This window comes from Fictibacillus nanhaiensis (genome assembly GCF_049537595.1).
GTDB lineage: Bacteria > Bacillota > Bacilli > Bacillales > Fictibacillaceae > Fictibacillus > Fictibacillus nanhaiensis_F.
In genome coordinates this window covers 327,935-354,181 of sequence record NZ_JBMULM010000001.1, presented here as the reverse complement: position 1 = coordinate 354,181, position 26,247 = coordinate 327,935, and the positions used below count along the sequence as shown (strand labels likewise).

Sequence of the window (26,247 nt, the reverse complement as noted above, 5' to 3'; positions counted from 1 at the left end):
CCTTTAGCTTTCTAGATACCGTTGTTTAGCCAATCCTGCTTTTCTTCTATAGATCCAGATAATCACCGCTGCAGCAATCCAGACCAAACTGACGACTTGTGCGATACGAAGAGAAGTTCCCCAAACGATCAAGCTGTCTGTACGAAGACCTTCTACAAAGAAACGTCCGATCGAATACCAGATGATATATGTTAAGAACAATTCACCTCTGTGAAGATTAACACGACGCAAATAAAGCAAGACGATAACACCTATGAAGCTCCAAAGTGATTCATAGAGAAAAGTTGGATGATAATAAGCGCCGTCAATATACATCTGATTGATAATAAAGTCGGGCAGCATGAGTGATTCTAAAAAGTTTCTTGTCACTTCCCCGCCATGAGCTTCTTGGTTCATGAAGTTGCCCCAGCGTCCGATCGCCTGACCGAGCAAGATGCTTGGAGCAGCGATATCAACAAGTTTCCAGAACGAGATCTTCTTTACTCTTGAAAAAACGAGTGCTGTTAAGAAGGAACCAATCAATGCACCATGAATCGCGATACCGCCTTCCCAAACAGCAAGAATCTTACTCGGATGGTCTTTATAAAAGTCCCATTCAAACGCTACATAATAAAGCCTTGCACATAAAATGGCCACTGGCACTGCAATCATGACTACATCAACGAACGTATCCTTAGCAAGCCCGCGTCTCTCTGATTCTCTTACCGCAAGCCACAGGCCAAACATCGCACCAAACCCAATAATAAGTCCGTACCAATAGATCGTGAGCGGCCCTAATTCGAGTGCTACACGATTTAAAGGTTGAATCGTTTCTTCCACAGTCTACACTTCCTTCACATTCTTATAGGTCTTCTTCATCTCCAGCTTCAATCACATCTGTCAAACGGTCTGAGAATTGTTGTGCGGCATTCATGCCCATTCTCTTCAAACGGAAGTTCATCGCTGCGACTTCAATAATGACCGCTAAGTTTCGTCCAGGACGAACAGGAATCGTTAAGATCGGGATCTCCGTATCAATGATCTTTGTAGTCTCTTCTTCTAAGCCTAAGCGGTCATAGACTTTTTTAGAATCCCAAGCTTCCAGATTCATAACGATTGAGATCTTCTTATAGTTGCGAATCGCCCCAGCACCGAACAACGTCATCACGTTGATGATGCCAAGACCTCGAATCTCCAGCAGATGCTGTATGAGTTCAGGTGCGCTACCGATGAGCGTATCTTCATCTTCTTGTCTGATCTCAACCGAATCATCCGCTACTAACCGGTGCCCTCGTTTTACGAGTTCAAGCGCAGTCTCACTTTTCCCGACACCAGAGTTACCTGTGATTAAAACACCGATTCCATAAATATCTACTAATACACCATGTTTAGCAGTCGTTGGCGCTAAACGACTCTCTAAATAATTCGTGATACGACTGGATAAACGCGTTGTTGTAACAGGTGAACGCATGATCGGCACTCCGCTTTTATGAGAAGCTTTAAGCAGCTCTTTAGGAACTTCGATGTCTCTAGAAACGATGATTCCTGGTGTCTCATCCGTGCAAAGTGCTGTTAAACGCTCCATGCGTGTGTCAGGATCGAGCTCTGAAATAAACGAAAGCTCTGTTTTCCCAAGAATCTGTAGTCGCTCACCTGGATAAAAGGTAAAATAACCAGCCATCTCTAGACCTGGCCGTGAGATGTCGCTCGTTCGAATCGTGCGGTGAATCCCTTCTTCACCACTAACAAGCTCTAGATGAAATTTCTTTATGAGTTCATGAATATGTACCTTAGCCATTGGGTCCTCCTCGACATTTTTCAATGATTCTATTGTATCACTTCAACCACGGATTAACCAAAGACTACTATGAGCTTATTTCTCACTTTCCTCCCAACTGTAAACATCAACAGGTATCGTATTAAACGTTGCTTCTTTTAGGAGGGTCATCCCTAATCGTGATGCAACAGAAATAGACTTATTATTTTTCCTCTGAATCAAGCAGATCAGACGCGAGATTCCTAATTCTTGAACAGCGTAATTTTTGAAATAAACCGCAGCCTCTGTTGCATAGCCGCTTCCCCAATATTCCTTCGCCAACCAATAGCCGATCTCGAATTCTTTCTTTCCATCGATCGTTTGCTGTACAATACCTGCGTGACCGATTGGAACTAGACTCTCCCTATGCTCGATCAGAAACAATCCTCTACCCTCACGATATCCAGGAAGAAGCCATTCTTCAAAGCTTTTCCGAGCTTCTTCTTCTGAACGAGTTACCCCTTTTCCGATGAATTGAACGACATCAGGATCGCTCCATAATGATGCAAAAAACGAAAAATCTTCAGTGGTATACGGTCGGAATTTCAATCTTTCTGTTTGCAAGACCTTCAGCTCCTACTAAAATAAAAATGCCGTTTGATCGAGTTCGAAGCAAACGGCTGATATGATTATTGTTCTTATTTTACATCTATAAAAATTTTATCATGAACGGAGAGCTTTTGACTTGGTTTTGTTAAACAATCGTTTAACAGAATCTTGCCTGTTTTGATGTTTTGAGCGATCTCTGTTCTGCTCCACCCTTCAAGGTGATCTGCAAGTGTGCGATCAATCCGAAAATTCCCGTTAACTGATGTTATCTTTATTTCGCATGAAGAATCCCCTCTCTTCAAGGAAGTAATCTTCTTACCGGGCTCTATTTCTATAAACGATGTAGCAACGATCGATAAAGGGTCGACATGCTCTGTGAACGATTTATAGATGTTGAGCTTTTTGTTCCAAGAATGATTTTTCGGACATTTATAGATGGCAAACTGATAGATGTTCTTTCCGTTTGCGTTGTGCCTGCGTATGGTCGTATCTGTAAAAGTGGTAACTTTCCCGCACATTTTGCACTGTTTTTTTACCGTGTCCGCTTTCATTTGTTGATTGAGTGCTAAAGCATATTGTTGGATCTGCATTTTTTCTTCACCTCTGAAAGTAATAGTGAAGAAATACAACTTCTATTTGATTTCTTGCAGAACGTAAAAAAGCCCTCCCGAAAACAAGGAGGGCTTTGAACGCAATGTTACCGTTATAACGGACTGCAGTTCGCTGTATTTCCTCTGTAATGGGTTGTAGACAGACTTCTCCCGAGGTCAGAAACACGTTGTTTCTTAACGGTTGAGAAGCAATCTAAATTGTTTTCCATTACAGGTTAAATGTTGGCATACAGGTCACTTGAAGTCCTTTCTTTCAAACAGATTAGCTTCATTTTAACATTTTTTTAAAAATATGGATATAAGAAAATACCTCTCGCTTTTTGCGAGAGGTATCAGATATTATTTGTAAATTACTACTGAACCTACCGATTTGTCTTTTGCTTGTGCGTTAACGCGAACTTTCAAGCCATAGTTTTCAATCTTTCGTCCAGCGTCAGGCATATATTTGTTCGTATAATCCTTACTATCGTCAAATAATGATACGCCTGGCTGACTTGGTAAAGTTAAAGTTTGTACACCCGGATAGTTAATATTCAATCCAGATGTTTTATCTAATCCAAATGCTGCATCCGCTACATGGAAACGGGTACTTGCTTGAACACCAGTGCTCCATGTTAAATTCGTATCCACGTGTGCATCTACAACACCTACAAAACCTTCACCTGGGTGAAAACCTGTCCAGTTGTCTGTGTAAGATGGATCAACATACCATACAACTAATCCACCATCGTAGCTCATTAGTGAAGCACCACGTTTGATGTTTTTAAGTCCCATATCTACGCCTTTATGATTTCTCCACTCTAATAGATAGTAATGGTCGCTATATTTGTTACCATCTGATTTAGTAAATCCACCTTTTAAATCAAACTTACTTGCTGCTTCTGCATCATCTACAAAAATAGTTGTTCCATCTGCAACAACTTTGATGTTATCAGCATAGAATCCTGCTTGGCTAGTTCCCCAGTCAGTAGCATAACGTAAGCGCAATTTAATCTTTTGTCCTTTATACTCAGAAAGGTCAAATGATTGTGGCTGCCATCCATTTGAGTTACCTGTGAATCCAGGCATAGATGTTAAAATGGTAGGATATCCTTCTGCCACAACGTCTGAACGAGTATTGCTGTTTCCTAGAGACTTCCAAGTCGTACCGTTATCCGTTGATACTTGTACAAAAGCAAAATCCCATTGCTCTTCAATATCATACCATGCATCAAATGTAAGAGTAGCTGCATTCTTTCCTGTTAAGTCAACATCAGCTACCATATTTGTATCCATTTCGTCTTGTTGTCCACCCCAATATTCATAAAATCCTGAAGCAGGAGTGTTTACAGGAGTTTTCTTCTGAGGAAGGTTTACTTTAATCGCTTGCTCATTTTTTCCGTTTGGTGAGTTAGCTTGATCAAGTAAAAACTGTGTACCTTTTGCTGATACATCTTCCCAATTAACAGCAGTTGGTGTTGTCCAATTTCCACCTAGTGTAGATTGTAAATAAGATTTAGCTAGTGGAGAGAATCCAGTTGGTTCTGTACCTGGAATCTTTCCTGCCCAAGAACCACTCGCCATGATAGACCAATAAGCAACCGCTTCACCAGTTCCTGAGTAAACCGTGTCATACTCATCTGGATATCCAAGATCATGGCCATATTCGTGAGCGAAAACCCCTGTAGCTCCATCTTCTGGCATCATCGTGTAGTCATAGAAGCCAGGAACACCTTTTCCAAGACCATCAGGGTCAACGAATTTTGCAGAGCGGTGAGACCAGATTGCGTTGTCTCCAAGTGAACCACCACCAGCTTCTTGTCCCATACCCGCGTGGATGATCATCAAGTGATCGACTAAGCCGTCTGGCTCACGTACATTACCATCACCATCTAAATCATGCGGATCTTCTAAATCGTAATCTTGAAGTGGTACTCCAGCTGCTTTAGCGGCAGCATAAGTGTCTACTACTAATTGTTTAGACCCTCCAGGTGTTACGTTATCATGACCGCCCGTCGCACGATCAGCACCATAATAAGCTGCTGTACCAGGTACTTTTAACCATCCATACGCATTACCTTGAACAGAATAAGAACCACCTGATTGCTGTTCGTAGAATTGCTTCATAGAAACGAGCTTTTCGCCGTTTGGCCCTTTAACGCCATTGTCGCCGAAAATCATATCTTCATAGTGTGATAGAGGATAATCAGGATAATAGTTGTCTGATTCCCCAGGCTTTATGTTGTTATGTGCAAAGTCAGAATACTCTACTGCAAGTACGAGTACCTTGTCTTTTCTTACATCACCATTGTAAGCTGTCTCTTCTACAGGTGCGGGATTCCCTTTAAGGTGACCATATTTATTTCCTATGCCTTTTAATAGACCGTTGTTAAAATCTTTAAACTTCTGCTCTTTTTCCGCTTCTGAGGCTTTTGCCTTAGCAGCCAGCGGATCGTTTCCTTTCGCTTCTTCATTCTTACCTTTCACCTCTAAGTAATTATGAAGTGCTGTTTGTTTTTGTTTAGAAGAAGCATCCTTTGAGATTACTCCACGTTTTATTAGTGATTCTAGCAATTTATCTTCATTCACAATCGCTAGATCTAAACTAGAATGTGAATGACTGTGTTTCCCCTTCAACACCTCATCTAAAACAGTTTGTGCCTTGACATCAACTGAACCTGCAAATAAAGAAGATGATGCTAGTCCAAGTGATAGACTTGTAGCTAGTAGCGTTTTACCCCAAACTTTTTTCCCTTTCCCCATTACGTCTCCTCCTGATTGACTAATATGAATATTCAGATTTTTATAGCTACTAAAATGTACCATATCCCCTAATATTTGAAATTAGACCAATTTACTACACAAGGTGACATAATGATAGGTATTTCTACTTATTTTTAATTTAAAAACAATCCTTTCTACTCCAAACGTTTGTTCAGATGTTTGTTATGTACAAAACAAAAAACACCTCTGATATTCCAGAGATGTTCTTAAAGGTCCTTATTTTCTTTTCCGGCTTTTCTTTATGGGTTCCAAAACAAAATTCGTCAGGAACATATTGAGAAGTGAAATAATGACTGCAGCAAGTAATGCCATTCCGAATCCATCAATATTAAAGGAGTTGCCCATCAATTCCGCGGTTAACGATAAAAGTGCTGCGTTAATCACGATTAAAAATAAACCGAGAGAGAAAATGGTTACAGGCAGTGTTAACAGAACTAGAATCGGTTTTAGAAAAACATTAAAAAGTGATAACAAAACGCTAGCTAATAAAGCAGCACTGATATTTTCAATATGAAAAGCATCAAAGTAACCCGCTACTACCATTAGCGCAACGGTATTGATTAATAAAGAAGCGAACCAGCTCATCATTTTATACGCCATCCTCTGGCATGACAGCTAGTGCGATGATATAAGCTAAACCAACTGGAAAAACCGCTGTAAACAGAGCAAGCGCTACTGTTCCTAATCTTACAACCGTAGGATCCACATTCATATACTCTGCAATTCCACCGCAAACGCCTGAAATTTTAGCATCGTTCGATCTTTTAAGTTTTTTCATGATGTAAGTCACCTCTATTTCGCTTTTAACACCACAACAGAGCCTGTTTTTGCCTCCGCCTCCATTTTAAAAGACGGCCAGCTCTTACCTCCGTTCGCAATAAAAGAAAGAAACTTTCGAGTTACTTCTTTCTTTTCTTCTCGCACCTCAACAGATTCAAAATCACAAACGAATCCACCAACGATTGTTTTAAGAACGGCATCAAGCTCTACTTGTTCTGGGAATTCTGTTTCTATTTTTCCCGTCACCGTCTTAAAAGATGCATACCCTTCAAGCGCTGAAGCAAAACGGCAGTAGATCGAACCGTTTATGGTTTCCGAGCGGACTTGTGAAGCATCTACAGAAAGTCGTACAGGTCCGTTCATCGTTTCTGCTTCCACGTCTTTAAACTGACAATCGTTAAGCGTTAATGAACCGTTAGCAGCAGAAGCTTTAACGTATTCTCCTGTACAGTGGTTCATCGCAATCGCACCTACAGTCGTTTTAACTGTCAGCGTTTTTGCATGCGAATCACTTATTTTAACAGGACCATTAAACGTTGTGATCTTGATCTCATCATATGCTTCTCTTGGAATAGAGATTATCGCGTTCACCTTTTGATGCTTATTTCTAGAATAGAAACGCATCTTAGTGGCATCACAATCATAGAACGTTTCATTTCTAAATTTTGTTTTGGCTGAAGATCCTTCTGGCACTTTATAAACATGTGCATCGCACTCTACTTGCACGTCTTTTCGATCCCATGGAACGACCGTTACTGAACCGTTGTATACTTCAACGTCCATCGCCTGAAACATGACATGACTATCTTGAAAGACATAATGAACAGGTTCAGAAGGTCCGAAATTCAAGTCAAAATCAACCGTCTTAATACGCTTTACAACTCGGTCAAAAAACTTTGCCACTTTATACCCGGAAGTCGGTAGCTTAACAGCGGTAGCACCATTCACAGCTTTCTTTTTTAGGTTGAGAGAACCGATCGAGCTCAACTGCAGCTTCTTCTTATCATTAAGGGCATACAAAAGTTTCTCCGCTTCTTCAACAGAGATCTTACCTTCGTTCAGCATGTTTAAAATCATTTTGCGTTCTTCCATACATTGACGCCTCCTTTTTGGGGTTCCGTCACCGGCGTCGGCTGATTCTAAGATGACTGAGACTTTCCGGTATTACTTGTACAAAATTAGTTTATGAAGCAATTACCTTTATCCCTTTAACAATATTCCAGATCATCACAATTAATGTCAGCGTTCCAAAAATGAGTCCACTTATAATAATAGCGACTAGATGATATTGCGTTTCAAAAATGATAATAATACCTAATGGAACAGCGATAATGGGCAATAGATGGGACAAAAATGATCTTTTTGCGTGCTCCATCACTTCAGGCTCATCTACGATAAGATATACAGCAATCGGAAATAAAAATGGTGCGAAAAACAGACTAAAATAACATAGTGCAGAAATAGCTTTTTTCGAGCCTTCCTTCATCAAACAAGACCTCCTGCTTTAATAAAACAACAACAAACGGGTCTGCAAGCAAAAGGCACGTGCCTTTTTTACTTCGACCCCTTTTAACAATCTTCCTTTATCTCTATAGCCATTCGACATAACTTCTAAAATTCCGTATCATAATGACAAAAACAACCAAGGGAGCAACCACCATTGAAACAGATTCGAACATTAAAAATTCTTTTTATAGTATTAGCTATGCTGATGATCACTAGCATTATATTCGGCGTTATGACTGAAAATGCTATAGAACTTACAGTTAGTGACCGAGTTCTAGCGGGTCTGTTCGGCACTTTCATCGTAATTTTGATAAACTATGTAATCTACAAGCTTCTTTCTAAGATATGGAAATAAAAACACCTATCTATTTTATACGAAAATTGTCGTTTTGAGGAGTTTTTGTTTAAGAAAACCATGAAAAAGGAATGGATATATAAATAAGACAGGAGTGATTTATTATGGCTGATGTGAAAAAGAAGCAAAAAGGCAAAATGGACAATCCTGAACAATACAAAACAGATCAACAAAGCTTGTTTGATAAATTTGAGAGTGAACAAAACGTAGATCCTATTCCGATGGAAGATCTTAAGCAAGAGAAGCGTGAAGAAAAGGACAAGAAAGGTACAAAAAATTCTTCTTCTTCAGAGGAAAAGTATAAATAAAACTTAATATTCTAATGCACCTTTTCTTAAAACGAGAAGGTGTATTTTTTTCGCTTTCTTCCTTCACCATTTTATAGCATAAAAGTCCTATTTCAATTAGTTAAATCCTACCTTTCCTATATATTTAATTCATAAATGTTTTAAATAGACGATATTTAAATTGTAGTATAAAAGTCTGATAATGGCATTTTGGCTTTTAACTGTAAATATGGAAAAAAAGGGTGATGAATATGAAAGATGCTTTTGATGAGTTTAAAGCTGTTGCGTTTAGAATCGGCAGTGAGGAATTCGCATTTCATGTAGAGCAAGTATTATCGATCGAGAAAACACAGCGAGTTACCGTCGTACCAGCTATGCCAAAGCACGTTCTAGGTGTTATTAATCTTCGTGGCACAATAACTCCGGTTATTAACCTAAGCACCCTCTTATATTCAGATTCAGAATTAATTGCTCACGAATATTCATTACAAAGGTACATTGTTGTCAGATTCGAAAAAAAGCCCTTTGCATTAGTAGTCGATGAAGCAACTGATGTACTAGATATCCCCCACGATTCTATTCAAACAAACACCATCAATGACAAAAACATCCCTTCCTACCTTTCAGGCATATCCAAGCTAGAGAACAGATTAATAACAATAATCAATGTAGACCAACTGTTGATTTCAGAAGCTTCTGCTTTAAAACACGAAACAATCAATCATCCAATAGGGAGTGAAGAAAATGAAATTCAACATTCGCGCTAAACTAATCAGCAGCTTTTTAGTTATACTTAGTCTCTTAATCGCAATCAGTGTTGTAGCATTTATTAAAATGGATGGAATGGGAAAAAAAGCAGAAAAAATAAATAAAGTTTGGACACCAAGCCTTGTTTATCTTGGAGGGATGAATGGAAATATTTCAGATATTCAACGGATTCTTCTTAAACTTATCCTCACTGATGAAAAATCTGAAATTGAACGTCTAACAGGTAGAATAGATGAGACCGTCCTAGAAATGAATGAAAGAAGCGGAAAGTATGCTCCCCTTATTGATAGTAATAAAGAGCAAGAAGTATACGACGCCTTTTTATCAGATATAAACGCCTACATAGAAGGAATTCCAGCAGTATTACGAGCTAAAAGTGAAAATAACATCGCTCTTGCAAACAAGCTTCAATTAGACATGCATGCCGGTTGGGCTTCAGCTGATGACCATCTTAGATCAATGATTGAAATTAATGAAAAAGGTGCGACTGTAGCCACGAATTCCTCAGTGGATCTATTTAAAGCTGGTGCTAAATTCGTTACTTTGTTTTCAGTAATTGCTGTACTGCTCGGTTTTGCAGTTGCACTCTATATATCTCATTTGATTTCAAAACCAATTCTTCTACTCTCTCAACAAGCTGGATTGATCTCAAATGGTGATTTAACAGGTGAGGCCATCTCAGTGAAAAATAGAGATGAGATTGGTGAACTTGCTCGTTCATTCGAACAGATGAAGAGTAATTTAATTCTTCTCATCACCCAGATCAAAGGCAGTTCACAAATGGTCGCAGCAAGTTCAGAACAACTATTGGCTAGTGCTGAACAAAATAGTGAAGCTACTCAACAAATCGCTGGAAGCATTCAAGAGATGGCGAGTGGCTCTGATCATCAAGTTAAAAATGTTGGGGAGAGCTCACTCGTCATAAGTGAGATGAGTGCTGGTATTCAACAAATCGCATCTAGTGCACTGAACGTATCAACTACTTCACAAGACTCACTTCAGTTGGCGTATGCAGGTAATCAATCAATGGACAACATGGTTAAACAAATGGAAACCATCGATCAATCCCTTCACCAAACCGGAAAAGCTATACAGAGCTTGGGAGTAAGATCTTTAGAGATTGATCAAATCGTAGATGTCATTACTAACATTTCTTCCCAAACAAACTTGCTTGCCTTGAATGCTGCAATCGAAGCTGCAAGAGCTGGAGAACATGGTAGAGGATTTGCAGTCGTTGCAGATGAAGTTCGAAAATTAGCTGAACAATCTGCTGCTTCAGCTAATCAAATTAGCCAGTTAATCCACTCCATTCAAGTGGATACGAAGGAAGCAGTACAATCGATGGAAATTGGAAATAAAGAATTGGTGCTTGGAATCTCACTAGCTCAGTCTTCAGGAGAATCCTTCAGAAGAATCTTATCTTCTATTGAAGATGTCTCTCAGCAAGTTAGTGAGATCTCATCTGCATCTGAACAAGTAGCTGTTGGAACAGAGCAAGTTGTAAAATCAATTGATTTTGTTTCCGAGCTCGCCGTATCGTCCGCATCTGGTGCTCAGAATGTTTCGGCTGCAACAGAAGAACAACTCGCATCCATGGAAGAAATCGCATCCTCTGCCAACTCTCTATCAACGATGGCAGAAGAATTACAAGAGGCGACTAGCCAGTTTAAGGTGTAGCATGAAGTAGCTTAGTTATAGAATGGGGACTATCGAGTCTATCACATCTTTTTAATAAAAGTTTCACTCTATTAATAGAAATATATATACCTAGTGAGGTGCCCATAACTATGATTCATATATTAGTGATCGATGATGATATCATCTTTAAAGATTCTCTGCAACATATGCTTCTAAAAGAAATGGATGAAATTTTTATCACATCCATGGAAAGCCATAAACATGATCCACTTTATAAATTAGCAAAAAACATTGATATCGTATTTATAGATTTAGAGATCAAGCATTTCAATGTTGTTGAGATGATTCACCATTTTATGAAGCAAGGTGTTAGAGTTGTTCTCTTTGTTCCGAGCATCGATCAACAGTCTTCTTTACTTTTAGAATGCTTAACTTTTAACATTCACGGTGTCCTTTTAAAAAATATGGATCCGAGTCTCATGATACACGCGATCTCCCTGTTATTTTGTGGCCAAAGATATATGCCACAAGCGATTTCATTCTTAATATGGGAAGAGTACATTCTATTAAGAAAGCCCTTATTGCCGCCCCGACCTCAAGAACTCCTAACTGAAAGAGAGTGGGAAGTTCTTGAATTGCTTTCAATCGGTATGAGTAACAGGGAAATTTCCCAATCTATCTTCCTCAGTGAGAACACGATTAAAAATCACGTCGCATCGCTGCTAAAAAAACTAACCGTCAAGGACCGGACTTCAGCAGTAATCAAAGCTTACCAAAATGGTTGGATCAATGGGATTGTTCCTTTCCTCCCAACTCATATCTTTTAATAGAAAAAGGAGGGTGAAATATTTTCACCCTCCTTTCTTTAGTCTATTTAATTGTTTCTTTTTCTTTAATCTTTCCAGTCATACGTTTTTTATCACGTTTTAAGATTGGAGCAAGATAACGGCCGGTGTGAGAAGCTTCGATTTCAGCTAACTCCTCTGGCGTACCCGCACCAACGATCATACCGCCCTTATCCCCACCTTCGGGTCCAAGGTCGACTAAATGATCACACTGTTTGATAACATCAAGATTATGCTCAATAACAAGTACAGAATCTCCGTTATCCACAAGTCTTTGAAGAACAACGAGCAAACGAGAAATATCATCTACGTGAAGTCCTGTTGTTGGTTCATCTAGAATGTAGATGGTTTTCCCTGTAGAACGCTTGTGAAGCTGTGACGCAAGCTTCACACGCTGTGCTTCTCCTCCAGAAAGAGTGGTAGCCGATTGACCAAGCTTAATATAACCAAGACCTACATCAAGAATAGTCTGAAGCTTCCGATTGATCTTAGGGATATTAGCAAAGAACTCAACAGAATCTTCCACCGTCATATCTAAGATGTCAGCGATGTTTTTCCCTTTATACTTCACTTCCAGCGTTTCTCTGTTATAACGCTTACCATGACAAACTTCACATGGTACATATACATCCGGCAAGAAATGCATCTCAATCTTTATGATTCCATCCCCACGGCATGCTTCACAACGTCCACCTTTTACGTTGAAGGAAAAACGTCCTTTTTTATAACCACGAACTTTCGCTTCATTCGTTGATGCAAACACATCACGAATATCATCAAATACTCCTGTATATGTCGCCGGATTCGATCGAGGTGTTCTGCCAATTGGAGACTGGTCGATATCAATAACTTTATCGATATGTTCTAGACCCTTTATAGACTTATGCGCACCAGGCTTGTCCTTTGCACGGTGCAGCTTTTGTGCAAGAGCTTTATGCAGGATCTCATTAACAAGCGTACTCTTTCCAGATCCCGATACACCTGTCACTCCTGTAAACAACCCTAATGGAATCTTAGCAGAAACGTTCTTTAAGTTGTTTTCTGTTGCACCTTTCACTTCAATATATCTTCCATCTGGCTTACGTCTTTCTTTTGGAAGTGGAATAAACTTTTTACCAGACAAATATTGTCCTGTCAGTGATGATGGATCTTCCATAATTTCTTGCGGTGTACCTTGTGATGTGATCACACCACCATGTGCACCGGCACCAGGACCGATATCGATAACATAGTCTGCTGCTAGCATCGTATCTTCATCATGCTCAACGACGATCAACGTATTCCCAAGAGACCGCATTTCTTCGAGTGTTCGAATCAGTCGGTCATTATCTCTCTGATGAAGTCCGATTGACGGCTCATCAAGAATATAAAGAACGCCCATCAAACGTGACCCCACTTGAGTCGCAAGCCGAATACGCTGTGCTTCACCACCAGATAGCGTACCAGCAGCTCGACTTAGCGTTAAATAGTCTAGTCCAACATTGATCAAGAAACCTGAACGATCCACGATCTCGCGGAGAATCAACTTCGCGATTGCACGTTCTTTATTCGTTAAATCAAGGTTATCGAAGAAGTTCTTTGCTTCTGTTATGGAAAGAGCAGTCGTTTCACCGATATGTCTTCCGTTGATTAAAACAGAAAGAGCTTCTTTTTTCAGACGATGTCCTTTACATGTTGGACAAGGCTTTTGTGCCATATATCCTTCCATCTGCTCACGAATATAATCAGAACTCGTTTCACGGTATCTGCGCTGAATGTTGCCTAATACCCCTTCAAATTGAATCTCATTTTTACGTACTTGACCGAAATCATTCTTGTACGTGAATGTAAGGTACTCCTTACTTCCGTTCAAGATTTTATCCATCTGATCTTTTGGCAGAGATTCAACGGGTACATCCATATCGATACCAAAGTGGTTACAGATACTTTCAAGAAGCTGCGGATAATATTGCGAACTGATCGGTTCCCAAGGTGCGATGGCGTTGTCTCGTAAAGTACGACTCCAGTCTGGAATAACAAGCTCTGGATCTACTTCGAGTTTTACCCCTAAACCATCACACGAAGAGCACGCCCCGAATGGACTGTTAAATGAAAACAAACGTGGCTCTAATTCACCAATTGAAAATCCACAATGAGGACAAGCATGATTTTGCGAGAATAAAAGTTCCTCTTCTTCCATAACATCGACGACAACACTTCCTCCACCAAGGTTGAGTGCCGCTTCAAGAGAATCAGCTAGACGAGTAGCGACTCCTTCTTTTACGACGATACGGTCGATTACGATTTCAATTGTATGTTTTTTATTCTTTTCTAACTTAATTTCTTCTGATATCTCACGCATTTCGCCATCGATGCGAACACGAACATACCCTTGTTTTTTAATATCTTCAAGTGCTTTAACATGTTCTCCTTTTCGACCAGAAACAACAGGTGCTAAAATTTGAAGTTTTGTACGCTCAGGATATTCTAAAATTCGATCGACCATTTGTTCAATCGTTTGGGAAGTGATCTCCACGTTATGAACAGGACATACAGGTCGACCGATACGTGCGAATAGAAGACGAAGATAGTCATAGATTTCTGTAACCGTACCTACTGTTGAGCGAGGGTTACGGCTTGTTGTTTTTTGATCAATCGAAATAGCGGGTGACAGACCCTCGATCGAATCCACATCCGGCTTGTCCATCTGTCCGAGAAACTGACGGGCATAAGCAGAAAGAGATTCAACATAACGGCGCTGTCCTTCTGCATAAATCGTATCAAAAGCAAGTGAAGATTTACCCGAACCAGATAAGCCGGTTAAAACAACCAGCTTATCACGCGGGATCGTAATATCTATATTCTTTAAATTATGGGCTCTAGCACCCTTTACAATTATGTTTTGATTGGTAGCCAACTGCTATCATCCTTCCGCTTTTAACTCAAGAATGAGGTCACGAAGCTCTGCTGCACGCTCGAACTGAAGGTTCTTTGCAGCATCCTTCATCTCTTTTTCCATACGCTCGATAAACGCTTCGCGATCTTTCTTGCTCATCTTTTGCTTAGGAGCTTTTGAACTTGTATACGTTTCTGTATCTTCGGCAGCTTGTGTTGCACGAATCACATCACGTACTTCTTTTTTAATCGTAGTAGGTGTGATTCCATGCTTTTCATTGTGCTCCATCTGTTTCTGACGTCTGCGCTGTGTCTCATCGATTGCGATCTGCATGGACTTTGTAATCTTATCTCCATACATAATAACGTGACCGTTTGAGTTACGAGCAGCACGACCAATCGTTTGGATAAGCGAACGTTCTGAACGTAAGAAGCCTTCTTTATCTGCATCTAAAATCGCAACGAGAGAAACTTCAGGAATATCTAACCCTTCCCGCAGCAAGTTAATGCCAACGAGTACATCAAACACACCAAGACGTAGATCGCGTATGATCTGAATACGTTCTAGCGTCTTAATCTCTGAATGCAGGTATCGAACTTTTATGCCGAGCTCTACAAAATAATCGGTAAGATCTTCAGACATTTTTTTCGTTAACGTTGTAACAAGAACTCGTTCATTTTTCTCGACTCTTTCGTTGATCTCCCCTAGTAAATCATCGATCTGACCTTTGATCGGACGGACTTCTAGTGTAGGATCCAAGAGCCCTGTTGGACGAATAATCTGCTCAACCGGATCAGGTGCATGTTCGAGCTCATACGGACCAGGTGTTGCTGATACGTAAATGTGCTGAAACTTTGTGTAACGCTCAAATTCATCGAACGTTAACGGACGGTTATCTTTTGCGGAAGGTAATCGGAATCCGTGATCTACTAGAACTCCTTTTCTCGCTTGGTCTCCATTAAACATTCCACGAATCTGTGGAAGAGTAACATGGGACTCATCAATAACAATCAGTGAATCATCCGGAAAATAGTCTAAAAGTGTATAAGGCGTTGAACCTAATGGTCTTAGAGTCAGATGAACAGAGTAGTTCTCGATCCCTGAACAAAACCCCATTTCCGCCATCATCTCCAGGTCGTATCTTGTACGCTGTTCGAGACGCTGTGCTTCTAACAGTTTTCCAGCTTCATTCAATTCTTTTAGGCGATCTTCCAGTTCAGCTTCAATGCGCTTGATCGCTACTTTCATCTTCTCTTCACGTGTTACGAAGTGGGAAGCTGGGAAAATGGCAACGTGTTTACGTTCACCAAGAATCTCACCTGTGAGTGCGTCCACTTCCGTAATGCGATCGATCTCATCACCAAAAAACTCCACGCGAAGACAATGTTCGTCACGTGAGGCTGGGAAGATTTCCACGACATCTCCTCTAACTCGGAACGTACCACGCGTAAAGTTAATATCATTTCGGTTGTATTGAACATCTACAAGATCACGTAAAAGCTGGTCACGGTCTTTCTCCATTCCTTCTCTTAAGGAGATCACCATGTCTTTATACTCTTCAGGTGAACCTAGACCATAAATACAAGATACACTGGCAACAATAATAACGTCTTTTCGTTCAAAAAGTGACGAAGTAGCCGAGTGGCGAAGTTTATCGATCTCATCATTAATACTTGCATCTTTTTCGATATACGTATCAGAATGTGCGATGTATGCTTCTGGCTGATAATAATCGTAATACGAAACAAAATATTCAACTGCGTTGTTTGGGAAAAATTCTTTCAACTCACTGTAAAGCTGGCCGGCTAATGTTTTGTTATGTGCAATAACAAGAGTCGGTTTGTTTACTTCCTGAATAACATTGGACACCGTAAATGTCTTTCCTGTTCCGGTCGCACCAAGCAGGGTCATACTCTTCTTCCCTGCGTTTATATTGTTCACAAGATGTTTGATCGCTGCGGGCTGATCTCCTTGTGGCTGATAGTTTGATTTGATTTCGAACAATTGACTTTGACTCACAAAACCGAACCTCCGTTCCTAAATTCTGGTTACTCAAATTATAGCACAGCCCTTATCCAAAAACCTAATAATTACGAACAAATATTCGCAGAAGTTTCTGGAAAGAAAGTAAAGTGGTATACTCATAGGTAGGCGCAAGATGGGAAATAAATTGTTTGGGGTCTGACCCCATTTCCCACTAGCAATACCATGATTTTCAGAAAAATTGTAGAAGGTGTGACCCCTCAAAGGAGTTTTAAAATGGAGTTTTTTTATATACTGCTTGGTTTATGCATCGGTATCTTTTCAGGCATTTTTGGAATCGGTGGCGGCTTTATTCTAACACCCATCCTAATTCTTTTCGGTCTTCCTCCTCTGTCTGCGATTGGAACGAGTCTCATGTACTCTATCGGGACAAGTGTCTCAGGAGTTGCTGCACATCTTAGATTTAAGAACATTCTATGGAAACCAGCTGCTGTTTTAGGGATTGTAGGGATTGGAGCAACACAAATCGCTCATCCACTGGTTGTTTGGCTAGAGAAGATGGGTTATGACGAAACGATCATTCCTATATTTTATATTGCTCTTCTTGCCTACTTTGCTCTTTCCCTGCTTTATAAGCAAACAAAACGCAAGAATACAGTGCAAAGCACGACTGAGATTCAATTTTCTTACCCTAAAGCAGTCTTTATTGGATTTACAGGAGGTTTCATTTCTACAACATTAGGCGTTGGCGGAGGATTCGTAATGGTTCCAATGCTCATTTCTTTAATGAAGTTCCCTTCTAGAAAAGCTGTTGGGACGAGCTTGGTCAGTGTGTTTTTCATTGTAAGTGCTGGATTCCTAACATACGCATCCAGTGTTCAGATCGATTATAAACTGGGTCTTCTACTTATATTAGGTGCACTTGTGGGTACTCAACTAGGAGCCAAACTTACAACCATCTATTCAAGTGAACAGATTCAAAAATATTTAGGTGCGTTATACATCACGATCTTAAGTTCTGTCATTCTTAAGCTTGTTCATCTAGATAAAGCTGGCCTCGGAATCATTACATTGTATGTGTTAACCATGCTCGTACTTTTCTTAAAGGAAACCATTATTCATACAAAAAGAAAGACGTCTACCTCGTGAAGGTGACGTCTTTTTTTATTTTACTTTTCTTTTTTGTTTGTTATAAATTTTAAGACCAAGAAAAAAGCCAACAATCGTAGAAACTACAGCCACGATTTGGAGGGTCAACGGTTGATTCAAACCATCAAAACCAAAAATCATAATAACGATCGTAATCCCTAAAGGTAAGTACTTAGTAAACAATACTCTATTAAAAAGCAGCTGCAAACATAAAGGCAATAAAGCTGCAACACTATACTCCAACATGAAACGAAGAACCCCTCTCCTTGAACACCTCAAAAAAAATCATTTTTGTAAACGTTATAATATACCTCTCTAAATTTAACAATACTCTCTAGACAAAAACAAGAAAATTGTTGCGGGAAATAAATTGTTTGGGGTCAGACCCCTTCTCTTTGAAACTTTCTGTTTAAAAGTACGTACAGTAGGTTAATGCTTGAAGAGGACGAATAAAATTTAACAAGTATCTTCAAAGGAGATGATTTTTCATGTTAAAGAAACTTTTAAAATCCCTATTGGGACACAGTAGCCATAAAAAGTACAGCAGCTCTGGCTACAAATATAAGAAAAGCTACAAGAAATACAGCAGCAGTGATTTTGGAAAGAAGCATTATGGTGGATATGGACACAAGCATTATAAAAAGAAAAAGAGAAGCAGCTTCTTTAGCTCCTAATCTCGTTAAGATAAAACCACAACATGATAACTGAACTTTGGAAAGGTCTGCAAAGAACGTTATGGGACAGACCTTCTAAAGCTGGGCATCTCATTCATGAGCGATATCTTATTCAAGAAGTTCTGGGAATGGGTAGCTACGGCATTACGTATTTAGCACTTGATCGGCATACAGAAGAGATCATCGTCTTAAAACAGCTGAGGAACACAAAAGCCAAAACCAAAGCAGGACTTCTCTCTTTCCAAAGAGAGTCTCAAATTTTAGATGCGTTGCATCAACACCCCGTTCCGAAGCTATTGAATACCTTTCAAGATGTACAGAGTCACTTTATTGCTATGGAATGGATTAAGGGAGAAACATTCGAAGATCTAATTTTTCGTGACAATCAAACGTATAACGAAAAAGAAACGATTGCGATTCTGCTAGAGCTTCTAAACATTACAGAGCGCTTTCACGAGAAAGGAATCATACATCGAGATCTTCGTATTCCAAATATCATTCAACGTGATAACAAACTGATCGTGATTGATTTTGGACTTGCTTGTTATTTATCAGACAAACACCTAGAGATTGAAGATCTCAATGATCATCCTGAGAAACTTCGGATGCGGGCTGTTAAAGTGGAAAGCGACTTGTTTGCTCTCGGTCATTTTGCACTCTTTCTTCTATACTCTTCTTACGTGCCTCAGTCAAAAAAAGAGTTGAGCTGGGAAGATGAATTAGAAATATCACTTCCTTTTAAATCAATTCTTCGGAAAATGCTACAACTTGACGAGCCATTTCATTCGGCTACTGACGTTCAAAAAGCATTGCGCTCCATATAAAAAAGCTCGGTACTTATACCGAGCTTTTCAACGTTTATGGTTGTTTAGTTTTAAACAAGAACTCTTCATATTCTTTTTCATGTTTGGTCGTTACAGAAAGATTTTGCAGCGCTCGATGAAATTGCTGATAATCCAGTGCGAATAAGAAATGATTCTCTAATCCACTTGCGGTTAGTACCCCAAATTCCCATACTGCGTTATAATCCCGCTTATTTAAGGATTTTGCCATCAAATCCAGAACTTTTAAGATCTCCGTACACACGATCACGTTATCTTTAGCATAGTGACGAATATACCCAAAGCCATTATATAAATAATGGCTAAAATCACGTTCTTGTAAAACGACGCGCAGATTATTCTGTTTATCTACCAGATACTTTGAGAATATGGAACCTCGTGAAATCGTAGTAAGAACTTCACCTAATTGGTAGATCGAGTTAATCGCTGTTTTTGGATCATTATTTCCAAGAGATCTAATCGCAACTTCTACAAGTTTATTAATACTAAATTCAATATCTTGTACTTCCGTTTGCCTTCTTCCAATGCTAATAAGTGCCAAATATTTTTCTTCGTCTATTTCATTCTCACCTTTTTTCCAATAAGTAATAAATGGTGTTGTAGCATACACATAACTTCCGATCGCATACTCCAAACGTATGACGATATCATCTCGTTCTGCTTCTTTCATGATGGAGATAAAATCTACCAATTGGATAAATCCCGATTTGCGAGCTTTAATCGCATTACCGTTTTCATCACATATTTCACTGTTCACCGTCGTTAAGTCATTTACTTTATAAGGATCCACTTCATCCTCTAGTGTACTTTTTGCGATAGATAACGCTTCATTCTTCATATCATACGTCATCTGGTTCACTTGAAGCCAAGCGACAGCATGATTGATAAAAAAGATAAACGTGCCCATCGCAAACGCTGCAATGATTGCTGCTACTATAGGAACAGCAAAATAGTATTCAGCCATTCTTTTATTCAAAAATAAAAAACTCAACAACATATAAATAAAACTTGAGGTAAATATCCCTAGAACACGTTGAGTTGACTTACTAGCTATAAAGTTTTTCAGCATACGAGGAGAAAACTGTCCAGAAAACGTCGTAAACACAACAAGAATTAAGTTAAAGGTAAAGGTGGTCAGAGTTAGAGTGGCTGCGGTAAGCGTTCCTACAAGATTTCGTGTAAGATCATAATCAACAGCAAAAAATGGACGCATCTGATTGCCTAAGTCGTACTTTAGATCGGTCGTTAATGTCGCCGTAACGAGTAGTGCAGAAAACAAAACATAAAGTACGGGAGTAAACCACATATTCGAATGAACGGTATGTGACAGTTCCCTCTCGGACATTTTTGTATATTTCTTTAAATAATTATCTAACAGGTTCAATCTAAACATGTGTACATCCCCTCAGAAGTAAAAAAAACGATTATTTGGGCCCACTTAAAATGTTAGTAGTTCCTCTCCTATTTTGCCCTATTAAAAAAAAGTCAAACTTTCTATCATTTACAACACAATAAAAAAAGCGATTCCATTGATAGAATCGCACGTCATTTCTTAATTATTGGAGAACGATTGGATGATTCGTCCCTCTTCATTCCGCTCTGAATATTGTTTATTACTGTATTCACCTATCACTTTTCTCCAAAACGTCTGTGCAGGCTTGTTCGCTTCTATTTGAGAAACTTGCCAATCTCCTTTATGTTTTTCAAATATCTGATGCGCGGCCAGTTTCCCCAAACCATCAAGCCTGAATCTTTTCATGATAAAAAATTCAGAGATCGACCAGTAAGGATTGTTGGACTCCTGTACTTCGCTTACTAATACAAACCCTGCTAGCTTGCCTTCCTTTTGGATCAGATAAGGAAAACGCTGTTTTTCTTCCCAATAGCTATCTAGATAAGCATACTGACCAAAAAATCCATTATCGTTCACTTGAAGATCAATATACTCTGAGAAATCATAAAAATAAAACTGCATAAGATTATGGATCGTTTCTTTATCCCTTAACTCCGCTACCTTTATTACCGGAATCTGTTTCATCAGCATCTTTCAATTCTCCCTATAATTGGTGATTAAATAGGATTCTCGCAATCTGGCGAATATCTGTAAGTTTCGATGTCCACTCTATTTTTTCCTTTAAATTGCACGCCTTCACTTTCTAATCGTGATTTTTGTGTAAAAAATAATTCCTCATCCTGAATGCCGATTTCTCCTTTTGAATTGATTACTCGGTGCCAAGGGAGATCATGTTTTTTACTCATAGCGTGCAGGATACGAACGACCTGTCTAGCACTTCGCGGATTACCAGCTACGCGAGCAATCTGTCCATAAGACATGACATAGCCACTCGGTATATTTTTGATAACTTTAATAACATTCTCAGTAAATGGTTCCATCATTTCTCCTCACTTTCTTAAAACAAGTAACCAAACAAAAAAAGAGTGCTAAATCTAGAATCAGACTTAACACTCCTTTGTTTGTTTTATTGATACATCAATTGACGCTGCTTCTTCAACTCATCATTAGCCAAGTACTCATCATAAGACATCTGCTTATCAAGAATTCCTTTAGGCGTGATCTCGATGATGCGGTTCGCAATCGTTTCAACGAACTGATGGTCATGAGATGTGAACATCAATGAACCTTTGTAGCCGATTAACCCGTTGTTCAACGCTGTGATGGACTCTAGATCCAAGTGGTTCGTAGGATCATCCATGATTAATACGTTTGATCCGCTAAGCATCATCTTAGAAAGCATACAACGAACTTTCTCTCCTCCAGATAATACAGAAGGTTTCTTCATTACTTCTTCACCTGAGAAGAGCATACGACCTAGGAATCCACGAAGGAAGCTTTCGGTTTGATCTTCAGGAGAATATTGACGAAGCCAGTCAACAAGAGTCTGCTCGCTGCCATCAAAGTACTTCGAGTTATCGCGCGGGAAGTATGCTTGAGACGTTGTTACACCCCATTTGTATGTTCCGCTGTCCGCTTCCATCTCACCCATCAGAATCTTAAATAGAGTTGTGATGGCGATCTCTTCTTTACCTACAAATGCGATCTTGTCGTCTTTGTTCATGATAAAGCTCACGTTATCAAGTATTTTTACGCCGTCGATCGTTTTCGTTATACCGTCAACACGAAGAAGGTCATTCCCGATCTCACGGTTGATGCCAAAATTCACATACGGATATTTACGAGAAGAAGGTCGGATATCATCTAAAGAGATTTTATCTAATAACTTCTTACGTGAAGTAGCTTGTTTTGATTTAGATGCGTTCGCACTAAATCGTGCAACGAACGCTTGAAGTTCTTTGATCTTTTCTTCTTTTTTCTTGTTTTGATCTTGTGCCATACGAAGCGCTAATTGAGAAGACTCATACCAGAAATCGTAGTTACCTACATAGATCTGAATCTTTCCAAAATCAAGGTCAGCCATGTGCGTACATACTTTGTTTAAGAAGTGACGGTCATGGGATACAACGATGACTGTGTTCTCAAAATTGATCAAGAAATCTTCTAGCCATTGAATCGCTTGAAGATCTAAGTTGTTCGTCGGCTCATCCAGAAGTAGAACATCTGGCTTACCGAAAAGAGCTTGAGCAAGCAAAACTTTTACTTTTTCAGAACCTGTGAGTTCAGCAAGTTTCTTCGTGTGAAGATCTTCTTTAATGCCAAGACCTTTAAGTAGTATTGCCGCTTCAGATTCCGCTTCCCAACCGTTTAGTTCGGCAAACTCACCTTCAAGTTCAGCTGCCCGAATTCCATCTTCGTCTGAGAAATCGGCTTTCATATAGATCGCGTCTTTCTCTTGCATTACTTCATAAAGACGAGCGTGGCCCATAATAACGGTCTGCATAACCTCTTGATCTTCATACTCAAAGTGGTTCTGCTTCAATACAGCTAGACGTTCGCCTGGAGTCATGTGAACGTCACCTGTTTGTGCTTCGATCTCACCAGAAAGAATTTTTAAGAATGTAGATTTACCCGCACCGTTCGCACCGATCAAGCCGTAGCAGTTTCCTGGTGTGAACTTTATATTAACGTCTTCAAACAGCTTGCGGTCGCCGTAGCGAAGACCAACGTTAGTTACCGTAATCATATTGGATATCTCTCCTTTTTATATATAACTGACCAACCTATCTCTATCAGCCTACATACATATATTCAAATCCGTATCCTACAAAAATGCATACTTACTGATTGTATCATAAATACGAGTTGTATAACCTTACAATCTTTTACCCACATTGAAAATTTTAAACTTTGCCCACATAAAAAAACTCAGAAGCACAATTGCCTCTGAGCAAATCATCTTTTAAACCGCTGGTGATGATGGTGCTTGTGTGTTGTCTTTCTTCAAAAGCCAATACTGACTTCCAAGCATAAGAGCGAACGCTGCAAGACCGATCGCACTGAACATACCTTCTGGATAGATCAGCAAGAAGCCGATCGCAACGGCTGCAATTCTTTCTAACCAAGAAAGAGGTCGCATCCAATAGCCGATCATGCCTGCACCGATTGCGATCATTCCAACAAATGCTGTCGAGATTACCCAAATGGCTTCTATCCAAGTTGTATCAATCAACATGAGCTGTGGAGAGATAACGAAAATGTAAGGAATAATAAATGCCGCAATAGCCAGTTTTGATGACAGTATCCCGGTTCGTATCGGTTCACCGCCGGAAACCCCAGCTGCTGCAAAGGCTGCTAGTGCCACAGGAGGCGTAATATCCGCGATGATTCCGAAGTAAAAGACAAACATGTGAGCGGACAGATCAGGAACACCAAACAATAAAATGGCTGGTGCTGCGATCGTTGATGTTATGACATAGTTCGCAGTGGTCGGCGATCCCATTCCAAGTACAAGCGATGCGATCATCGTTAAGATCAAAGTCGGAATGAGATAGCCACCTGATAGCTCTAGCAAACCGTTCGCCATCTTAAGACCGACACCTGTTACCGTAACCACTCCCACGATCATACCTGCCGCTGCTGTTGCTGCTGCTACGCCAAGAGCGGTTCTCGCGCCATCGGCTAATGCTTCAAAAAAGAGCTTCGGTCCCATACGTGTTTTCTTATTGAACATGCCTACCGCGATCGCACTCACGATTGACCACAACGCAGCTTTTGTTACACTCATACCACTCATAAGCAAGAGAATAACCACAACGATTGGAATCAACAAATACACCTGTTTCATAACTCTTTTCGTTTCAGGCATCTCTTCACGAGATAACCCTCTAAGACCGATTCGTTTTGCTTCAAAATGCGTCATGATCCATATTCCTGCAAAGTATAGTACCGCAGGAATGGCGGCAGCTTTGGCGATATCCCAATAGGTGATACCACCGCCGATAAATTCAACCATCAGAAACGCTGCGGCCCCCATGACAGGAGGCATGATCTGACCACCTGTTGAAGAAGCTGCCTCTACTGCTCCTGCAAAGTTTTTATCATAACCTAATCGTTTCATCATCGGAATCGTAAAAGCCCCAGAAGTTACAACGTTAGCCACCGAGCTTCCACTGATCGTTCCTTGAAGAGCACTAGAGAAAATGGCTACCTTAGCAGGTCCGCCGACTCGTCTTCCTGCGATAACGATGGATAGATCATTAAAATATTCGCCCACTCCCGTTTTAACGAGAAAGGCTCCGAATAAAAGAAACAAAAAGATATATGTGGATGAAACCGCAAGCGGTGTTCCTAGAATACCTTCTGTTGTAAAGAACATCGTCCGTACGATTCGTTCGATCGTCAATCCTTTGTGCTCTAAGAAGCCCGGCATATAAGGACCCATATACGCGTACACCAAGAAAAGACCTGCTATAATCGTGATAGGCAGCCCAACGACCCTTCTTGTTGCTTCTAAAACAAGTATGATCGCGAGCACACCTATTAGGAAATCTTGAGTGGTTAATCTTCCTACCCTCATAACAAGGTCATCCATGAACAGATACCAATAGGATCCTACGGCTATTGATAAAACAGCCAAAACCATGTCATACCAAGCGACTTGAAAAAGTGGCTTGCCTTCTTTTTTCTTTTTAGAAGCCGGAAATAGCAAAAAGATTAACGTAAGTGCAAAGCCTAGATGAATCGTTCTTTGCAATTGTGCTGGCAATACTCCAAAAATAGCTGTATAGAGCTGAAATAACGAAAAAGAAATCAAACCGATGAGTGTGATCCAATAAAACACACCTTTTAATTTTCGAAAGCCTGCTTCTGGATCGTACTTTTCCATCAGTTCTTGTACAGCTTGATCTGATATTTGTTCACGCTCGCTATGCTTGTTCTTATCCAAGTTTTTTCCCTCCTATCAACCTTTGCCATATGTTCAGTTTTTCTACTTTTATTGAAACCCAAGACCCTTTTTCACTGAATGCTGAGAAGGGATATTTATTCCCATTCAGAAGAAGTGTATGATTGGCTATAATTTGTCCGATTCGGATATCTAACGAAGGAAACGTTCTTTTCATGTTGGATAAAATATAGTTCTCACCTTTTTGCGCAAATACTTCACCTTCAGCTGCACCAGATGGCATGCCTACTCCAAATTCCTGAAACCTCATTTCAGTCTGAAGGATTTCTTCATGACGAACTTGATAGATTTCACGAACCGGTGTTTTATGAATCGAGTGTATGTATTCGATACTAAATTCGCTGCCTTCATTTGCATCAAAGAAAGCTAACGATCTCGCTGTCTTTCCATCTTCAATCACTACGGAATTGAAAAATGGCACCATTGAAAACATGATTAAGATTACTAAACCCGCGATGCTTACAAAAATTTTCTTCATAAGAATACATGGACTAAAAAATAATCTTT

General features: G+C 39.8%; 26 protein-coding genes. 8 read left to right on the top strand and 18 right to left on the bottom strand.

Going from position 1 to position 26,247, the window contains the following annotated elements:
• Positions 1 to 3 precede the first annotated feature (3 nt).
• The 9 genes from lgt to ACOZ9X_RS01565 all read right to left on the bottom strand — a co-directional run bounded on the left by lgt (position 4) and on the right by ACOZ9X_RS01565 (position 7,984).
• Entirely contained in the window at positions 4 to 819 is an 816-nt protein-coding gene (gene lgt, locus ACOZ9X_RS01605) for a prolipoprotein diacylglyceryl transferase (protein ID WP_423416749.1), read from the bottom strand.
• A 22-nt stretch (positions 820 to 841) separates the two neighbouring features.
• Complete coding sequence (hprK, locus tag ACOZ9X_RS01600) at positions 842 to 1,777, bottom strand: HPr(Ser) kinase/phosphatase (protein ID WP_423416748.1); 936 nt, start codon at positions 1,775 to 1,777, stop codon at positions 842 to 844.
• A gap of 75 nt (positions 1,778 to 1,852) precedes the next feature.
• Entirely contained in the window at positions 1,853 to 2,359 is a 507-nt protein-coding gene (locus tag ACOZ9X_RS01595; protein ID WP_423416747.1) for a GNAT family N-acetyltransferase, read from the bottom strand.
• Between the two features lie 74 nt (positions 2,360 to 2,433).
• The gene (locus ACOZ9X_RS01590; RefSeq protein ID WP_423416746.1) at positions 2,434 to 2,934 is read right to left on the bottom strand and encodes a cytoplasmic protein; all 501 of its coding nucleotides are present in this window, start codon (positions 2,932 to 2,934) and stop codon (positions 2,434 to 2,436) included.
• Between the two features lie 360 nt (positions 2,935 to 3,294).
• On the bottom strand, positions 3,295 to 5,697 hold the full coding sequence (locus ACOZ9X_RS01585; RefSeq protein WP_423416745.1) for an immune inhibitor A domain-containing protein: 2,403 nt from the start codon (positions 5,695 to 5,697) through the stop codon (positions 3,295 to 3,297).
• Positions 5,698 to 5,934: 237 nt separating this feature from the next.
• The gene (locus tag ACOZ9X_RS01580; protein ID WP_423416744.1) at positions 5,935 to 6,306 is read right to left on the bottom strand and encodes a phage holin family protein; all 372 of its coding nucleotides are present in this window, start codon (positions 6,304 to 6,306) and stop codon (positions 5,935 to 5,937) included.
• 1 nt (position 6,307) lies between these two features.
• Entirely contained in the window at positions 6,308 to 6,496 is a 189-nt protein-coding gene (locus ACOZ9X_RS01575; RefSeq protein WP_066397692.1) for a PspC domain-containing protein, read from the bottom strand.
• 14 nt (positions 6,497 to 6,510) lie between these two features.
• Positions 6,511 to 7,590, bottom strand: coding sequence for a DUF4097 family beta strand repeat-containing protein (locus tag ACOZ9X_RS01570; RefSeq protein WP_423416743.1), 1,080 nt, complete (start codon positions 7,588 to 7,590; stop codon positions 6,511 to 6,513).
• Positions 7,591 to 7,681: 91 nt separating this feature from the next.
• Positions 7,682 to 7,984, bottom strand: a complete 303-nt coding sequence (locus ACOZ9X_RS01565) for a hypothetical protein (protein ID WP_423418203.1) — start codon at positions 7,982 to 7,984, stop codon at positions 7,682 to 7,684.
• A 174-nt stretch (positions 7,985 to 8,158) separates the two neighbouring features.
• Between ACOZ9X_RS01565 and ACOZ9X_RS01560 the strand changes: the two genes are divergently transcribed.
• The 5 genes from ACOZ9X_RS01560 to ACOZ9X_RS01540 all read left to right on the top strand — a co-directional run bounded on the left by ACOZ9X_RS01560 (position 8,159) and on the right by ACOZ9X_RS01540 (position 11,879).
• Entirely contained in the window at positions 8,159 to 8,359 is a 201-nt protein-coding gene (locus ACOZ9X_RS01560; RefSeq protein ID WP_423416742.1) for a hypothetical protein, read from the top strand.
• A gap of 104 nt (positions 8,360 to 8,463) precedes the next feature.
• Positions 8,464 to 8,667 carry a hypothetical protein gene (locus ACOZ9X_RS01555; RefSeq protein ID WP_197189781.1) on the top strand — a complete coding sequence of 68 codons (204 nt, stop codon included), beginning with the start codon at positions 8,464 to 8,466 and terminating at the stop codon, positions 8,665 to 8,667.
• 230 nt (positions 8,668 to 8,897) lie between these two features.
• Complete coding sequence (locus ACOZ9X_RS01550; protein ID WP_423416741.1) at positions 8,898 to 9,413, top strand: chemotaxis protein CheW; 516 nt, start codon at positions 8,898 to 8,900, stop codon at positions 9,411 to 9,413.
• The gene (locus tag ACOZ9X_RS01545; RefSeq protein WP_423416740.1) at positions 9,391 to 11,091 is read left to right on the top strand and encodes a methyl-accepting chemotaxis protein; all 1,701 of its coding nucleotides are present in this window, start codon (positions 9,391 to 9,393) and stop codon (positions 11,089 to 11,091) included. Before ACOZ9X_RS01550 ends, ACOZ9X_RS01545 begins: the two co-directional genes overlap by 23 nt.
• 110 nt (positions 11,092 to 11,201) lie before the next feature.
• Positions 11,202 to 11,879 (top strand): DNA-binding response regulator, encoded by a 678-nt coding sequence (locus ACOZ9X_RS01540; protein WP_423416739.1) that lies wholly within the window; start codon positions 11,202 to 11,204, stop codon positions 11,877 to 11,879.
• 43 nt (positions 11,880 to 11,922) lie between these two features.
• On the opposite strand, the gene uvrA is transcribed toward ACOZ9X_RS01540, so the two are convergent.
• Both uvrA and uvrB read right to left on the bottom strand, forming a co-directional pair.
• Complete coding sequence (uvrA, locus tag ACOZ9X_RS01535) at positions 11,923 to 14,793, bottom strand: excinuclease ABC subunit UvrA (protein WP_423416738.1); 2,871 nt, start codon at positions 14,791 to 14,793, stop codon at positions 11,923 to 11,925.
• A 6-nt stretch (positions 14,794 to 14,799) separates the two neighbouring features.
• The gene (uvrB, locus tag ACOZ9X_RS01530; RefSeq protein WP_423416737.1) at positions 14,800 to 16,791 is read right to left on the bottom strand and encodes an excinuclease ABC subunit UvrB; all 1,992 of its coding nucleotides are present in this window, start codon (positions 16,789 to 16,791) and stop codon (positions 14,800 to 14,802) included.
• Positions 16,792 to 17,031: 240 nt separating this feature from the next.
• Here uvrB and ACOZ9X_RS01525 point away from each other — a divergent pair, with 240 nt between their 5' ends.
• On the top strand, positions 17,032 to 17,904 hold the full coding sequence (locus ACOZ9X_RS01525; protein ID WP_423416736.1) for a sulfite exporter TauE/SafE family protein: 873 nt from the start codon (positions 17,032 to 17,034) through the stop codon (positions 17,902 to 17,904).
• Between the two features lie 15 nt (positions 17,905 to 17,919).
• On the opposite strand, the gene ACOZ9X_RS01520 is transcribed toward ACOZ9X_RS01525, so the two are convergent.
• Positions 17,920 to 18,150: a DUF2198 family protein gene (locus tag ACOZ9X_RS01520; RefSeq protein ID WP_423416735.1), complete on the bottom strand. Its 231-nt coding sequence runs from the start codon at positions 18,148 to 18,150 to the stop codon at positions 17,920 to 17,922.
• Between the two features lie 242 nt (positions 18,151 to 18,392).
• Here ACOZ9X_RS01520 and ACOZ9X_RS01515 point away from each other — a divergent pair, with 242 nt between their 5' ends.
• Positions 18,393 to 18,578, top strand: coding sequence for a hypothetical protein (locus ACOZ9X_RS01515; RefSeq protein ID WP_066397726.1), 186 nt, complete (start codon positions 18,393 to 18,395; stop codon positions 18,576 to 18,578).
• Positions 18,579 to 18,601: 23 nt separating this feature from the next.
• Complete coding sequence (locus ACOZ9X_RS01510; RefSeq protein ID WP_423416734.1) at positions 18,602 to 19,402, top strand: serine/threonine protein kinase; 801 nt, start codon at positions 18,602 to 18,604, stop codon at positions 19,400 to 19,402.
• Positions 19,403 to 19,436: 34 nt separating this feature from the next.
• Here ACOZ9X_RS01510 and ACOZ9X_RS01505 read toward each other — a convergent pair whose 3' ends face one another.
• The 6 genes from ACOZ9X_RS01505 to ACOZ9X_RS01480 all read right to left on the bottom strand — a co-directional run bounded on the left by ACOZ9X_RS01505 (position 19,437) and on the right by ACOZ9X_RS01480 (position 26,218).
• A complete protein-coding gene (locus ACOZ9X_RS01505) occupies positions 19,437 to 20,813 on the bottom strand; it encodes a DUF2254 domain-containing protein (protein ID WP_423416733.1) in 1,377 nt (458 codons plus the stop codon).
• Between the two features lie 159 nt (positions 20,814 to 20,972).
• A complete protein-coding gene (locus tag ACOZ9X_RS01500; RefSeq protein WP_423416732.1) occupies positions 20,973 to 21,464 on the bottom strand; it encodes a GNAT family N-acetyltransferase in 492 nt (163 codons plus the stop codon).
• Positions 21,465 to 21,490: 26 nt separating this feature from the next.
• Positions 21,491 to 21,814 carry an MGMT family protein gene (locus ACOZ9X_RS01495; protein ID WP_423416731.1) on the bottom strand — a complete coding sequence of 108 codons (324 nt, stop codon included), beginning with the start codon at positions 21,812 to 21,814 and terminating at the stop codon, positions 21,491 to 21,493.
• An 86-nt stretch (positions 21,815 to 21,900) separates the two neighbouring features.
• Positions 21,901 to 23,520, bottom strand: a complete 1,620-nt coding sequence (locus tag ACOZ9X_RS01490) for an ABC-F family ATP-binding cassette domain-containing protein (RefSeq protein ID WP_423416730.1) — start codon at positions 23,518 to 23,520, stop codon at positions 21,901 to 21,903.
• A 216-nt stretch (positions 23,521 to 23,736) separates the two neighbouring features.
• A complete protein-coding gene (locus ACOZ9X_RS01485; protein ID WP_423418202.1) occupies positions 23,737 to 25,662 on the bottom strand; it encodes a TRAP transporter permease in 1,926 nt (641 codons plus the stop codon).
• A 52-nt stretch (positions 25,663 to 25,714) separates the two neighbouring features.
• The gene (locus tag ACOZ9X_RS01480; protein ID WP_423416729.1) at positions 25,715 to 26,218 is read right to left on the bottom strand and encodes a DUF1850 domain-containing protein; all 504 of its coding nucleotides are present in this window, start codon (positions 26,216 to 26,218) and stop codon (positions 25,715 to 25,717) included.
• Between the last annotated feature and the right edge of the window lie 29 nt (positions 26,219 to 26,247).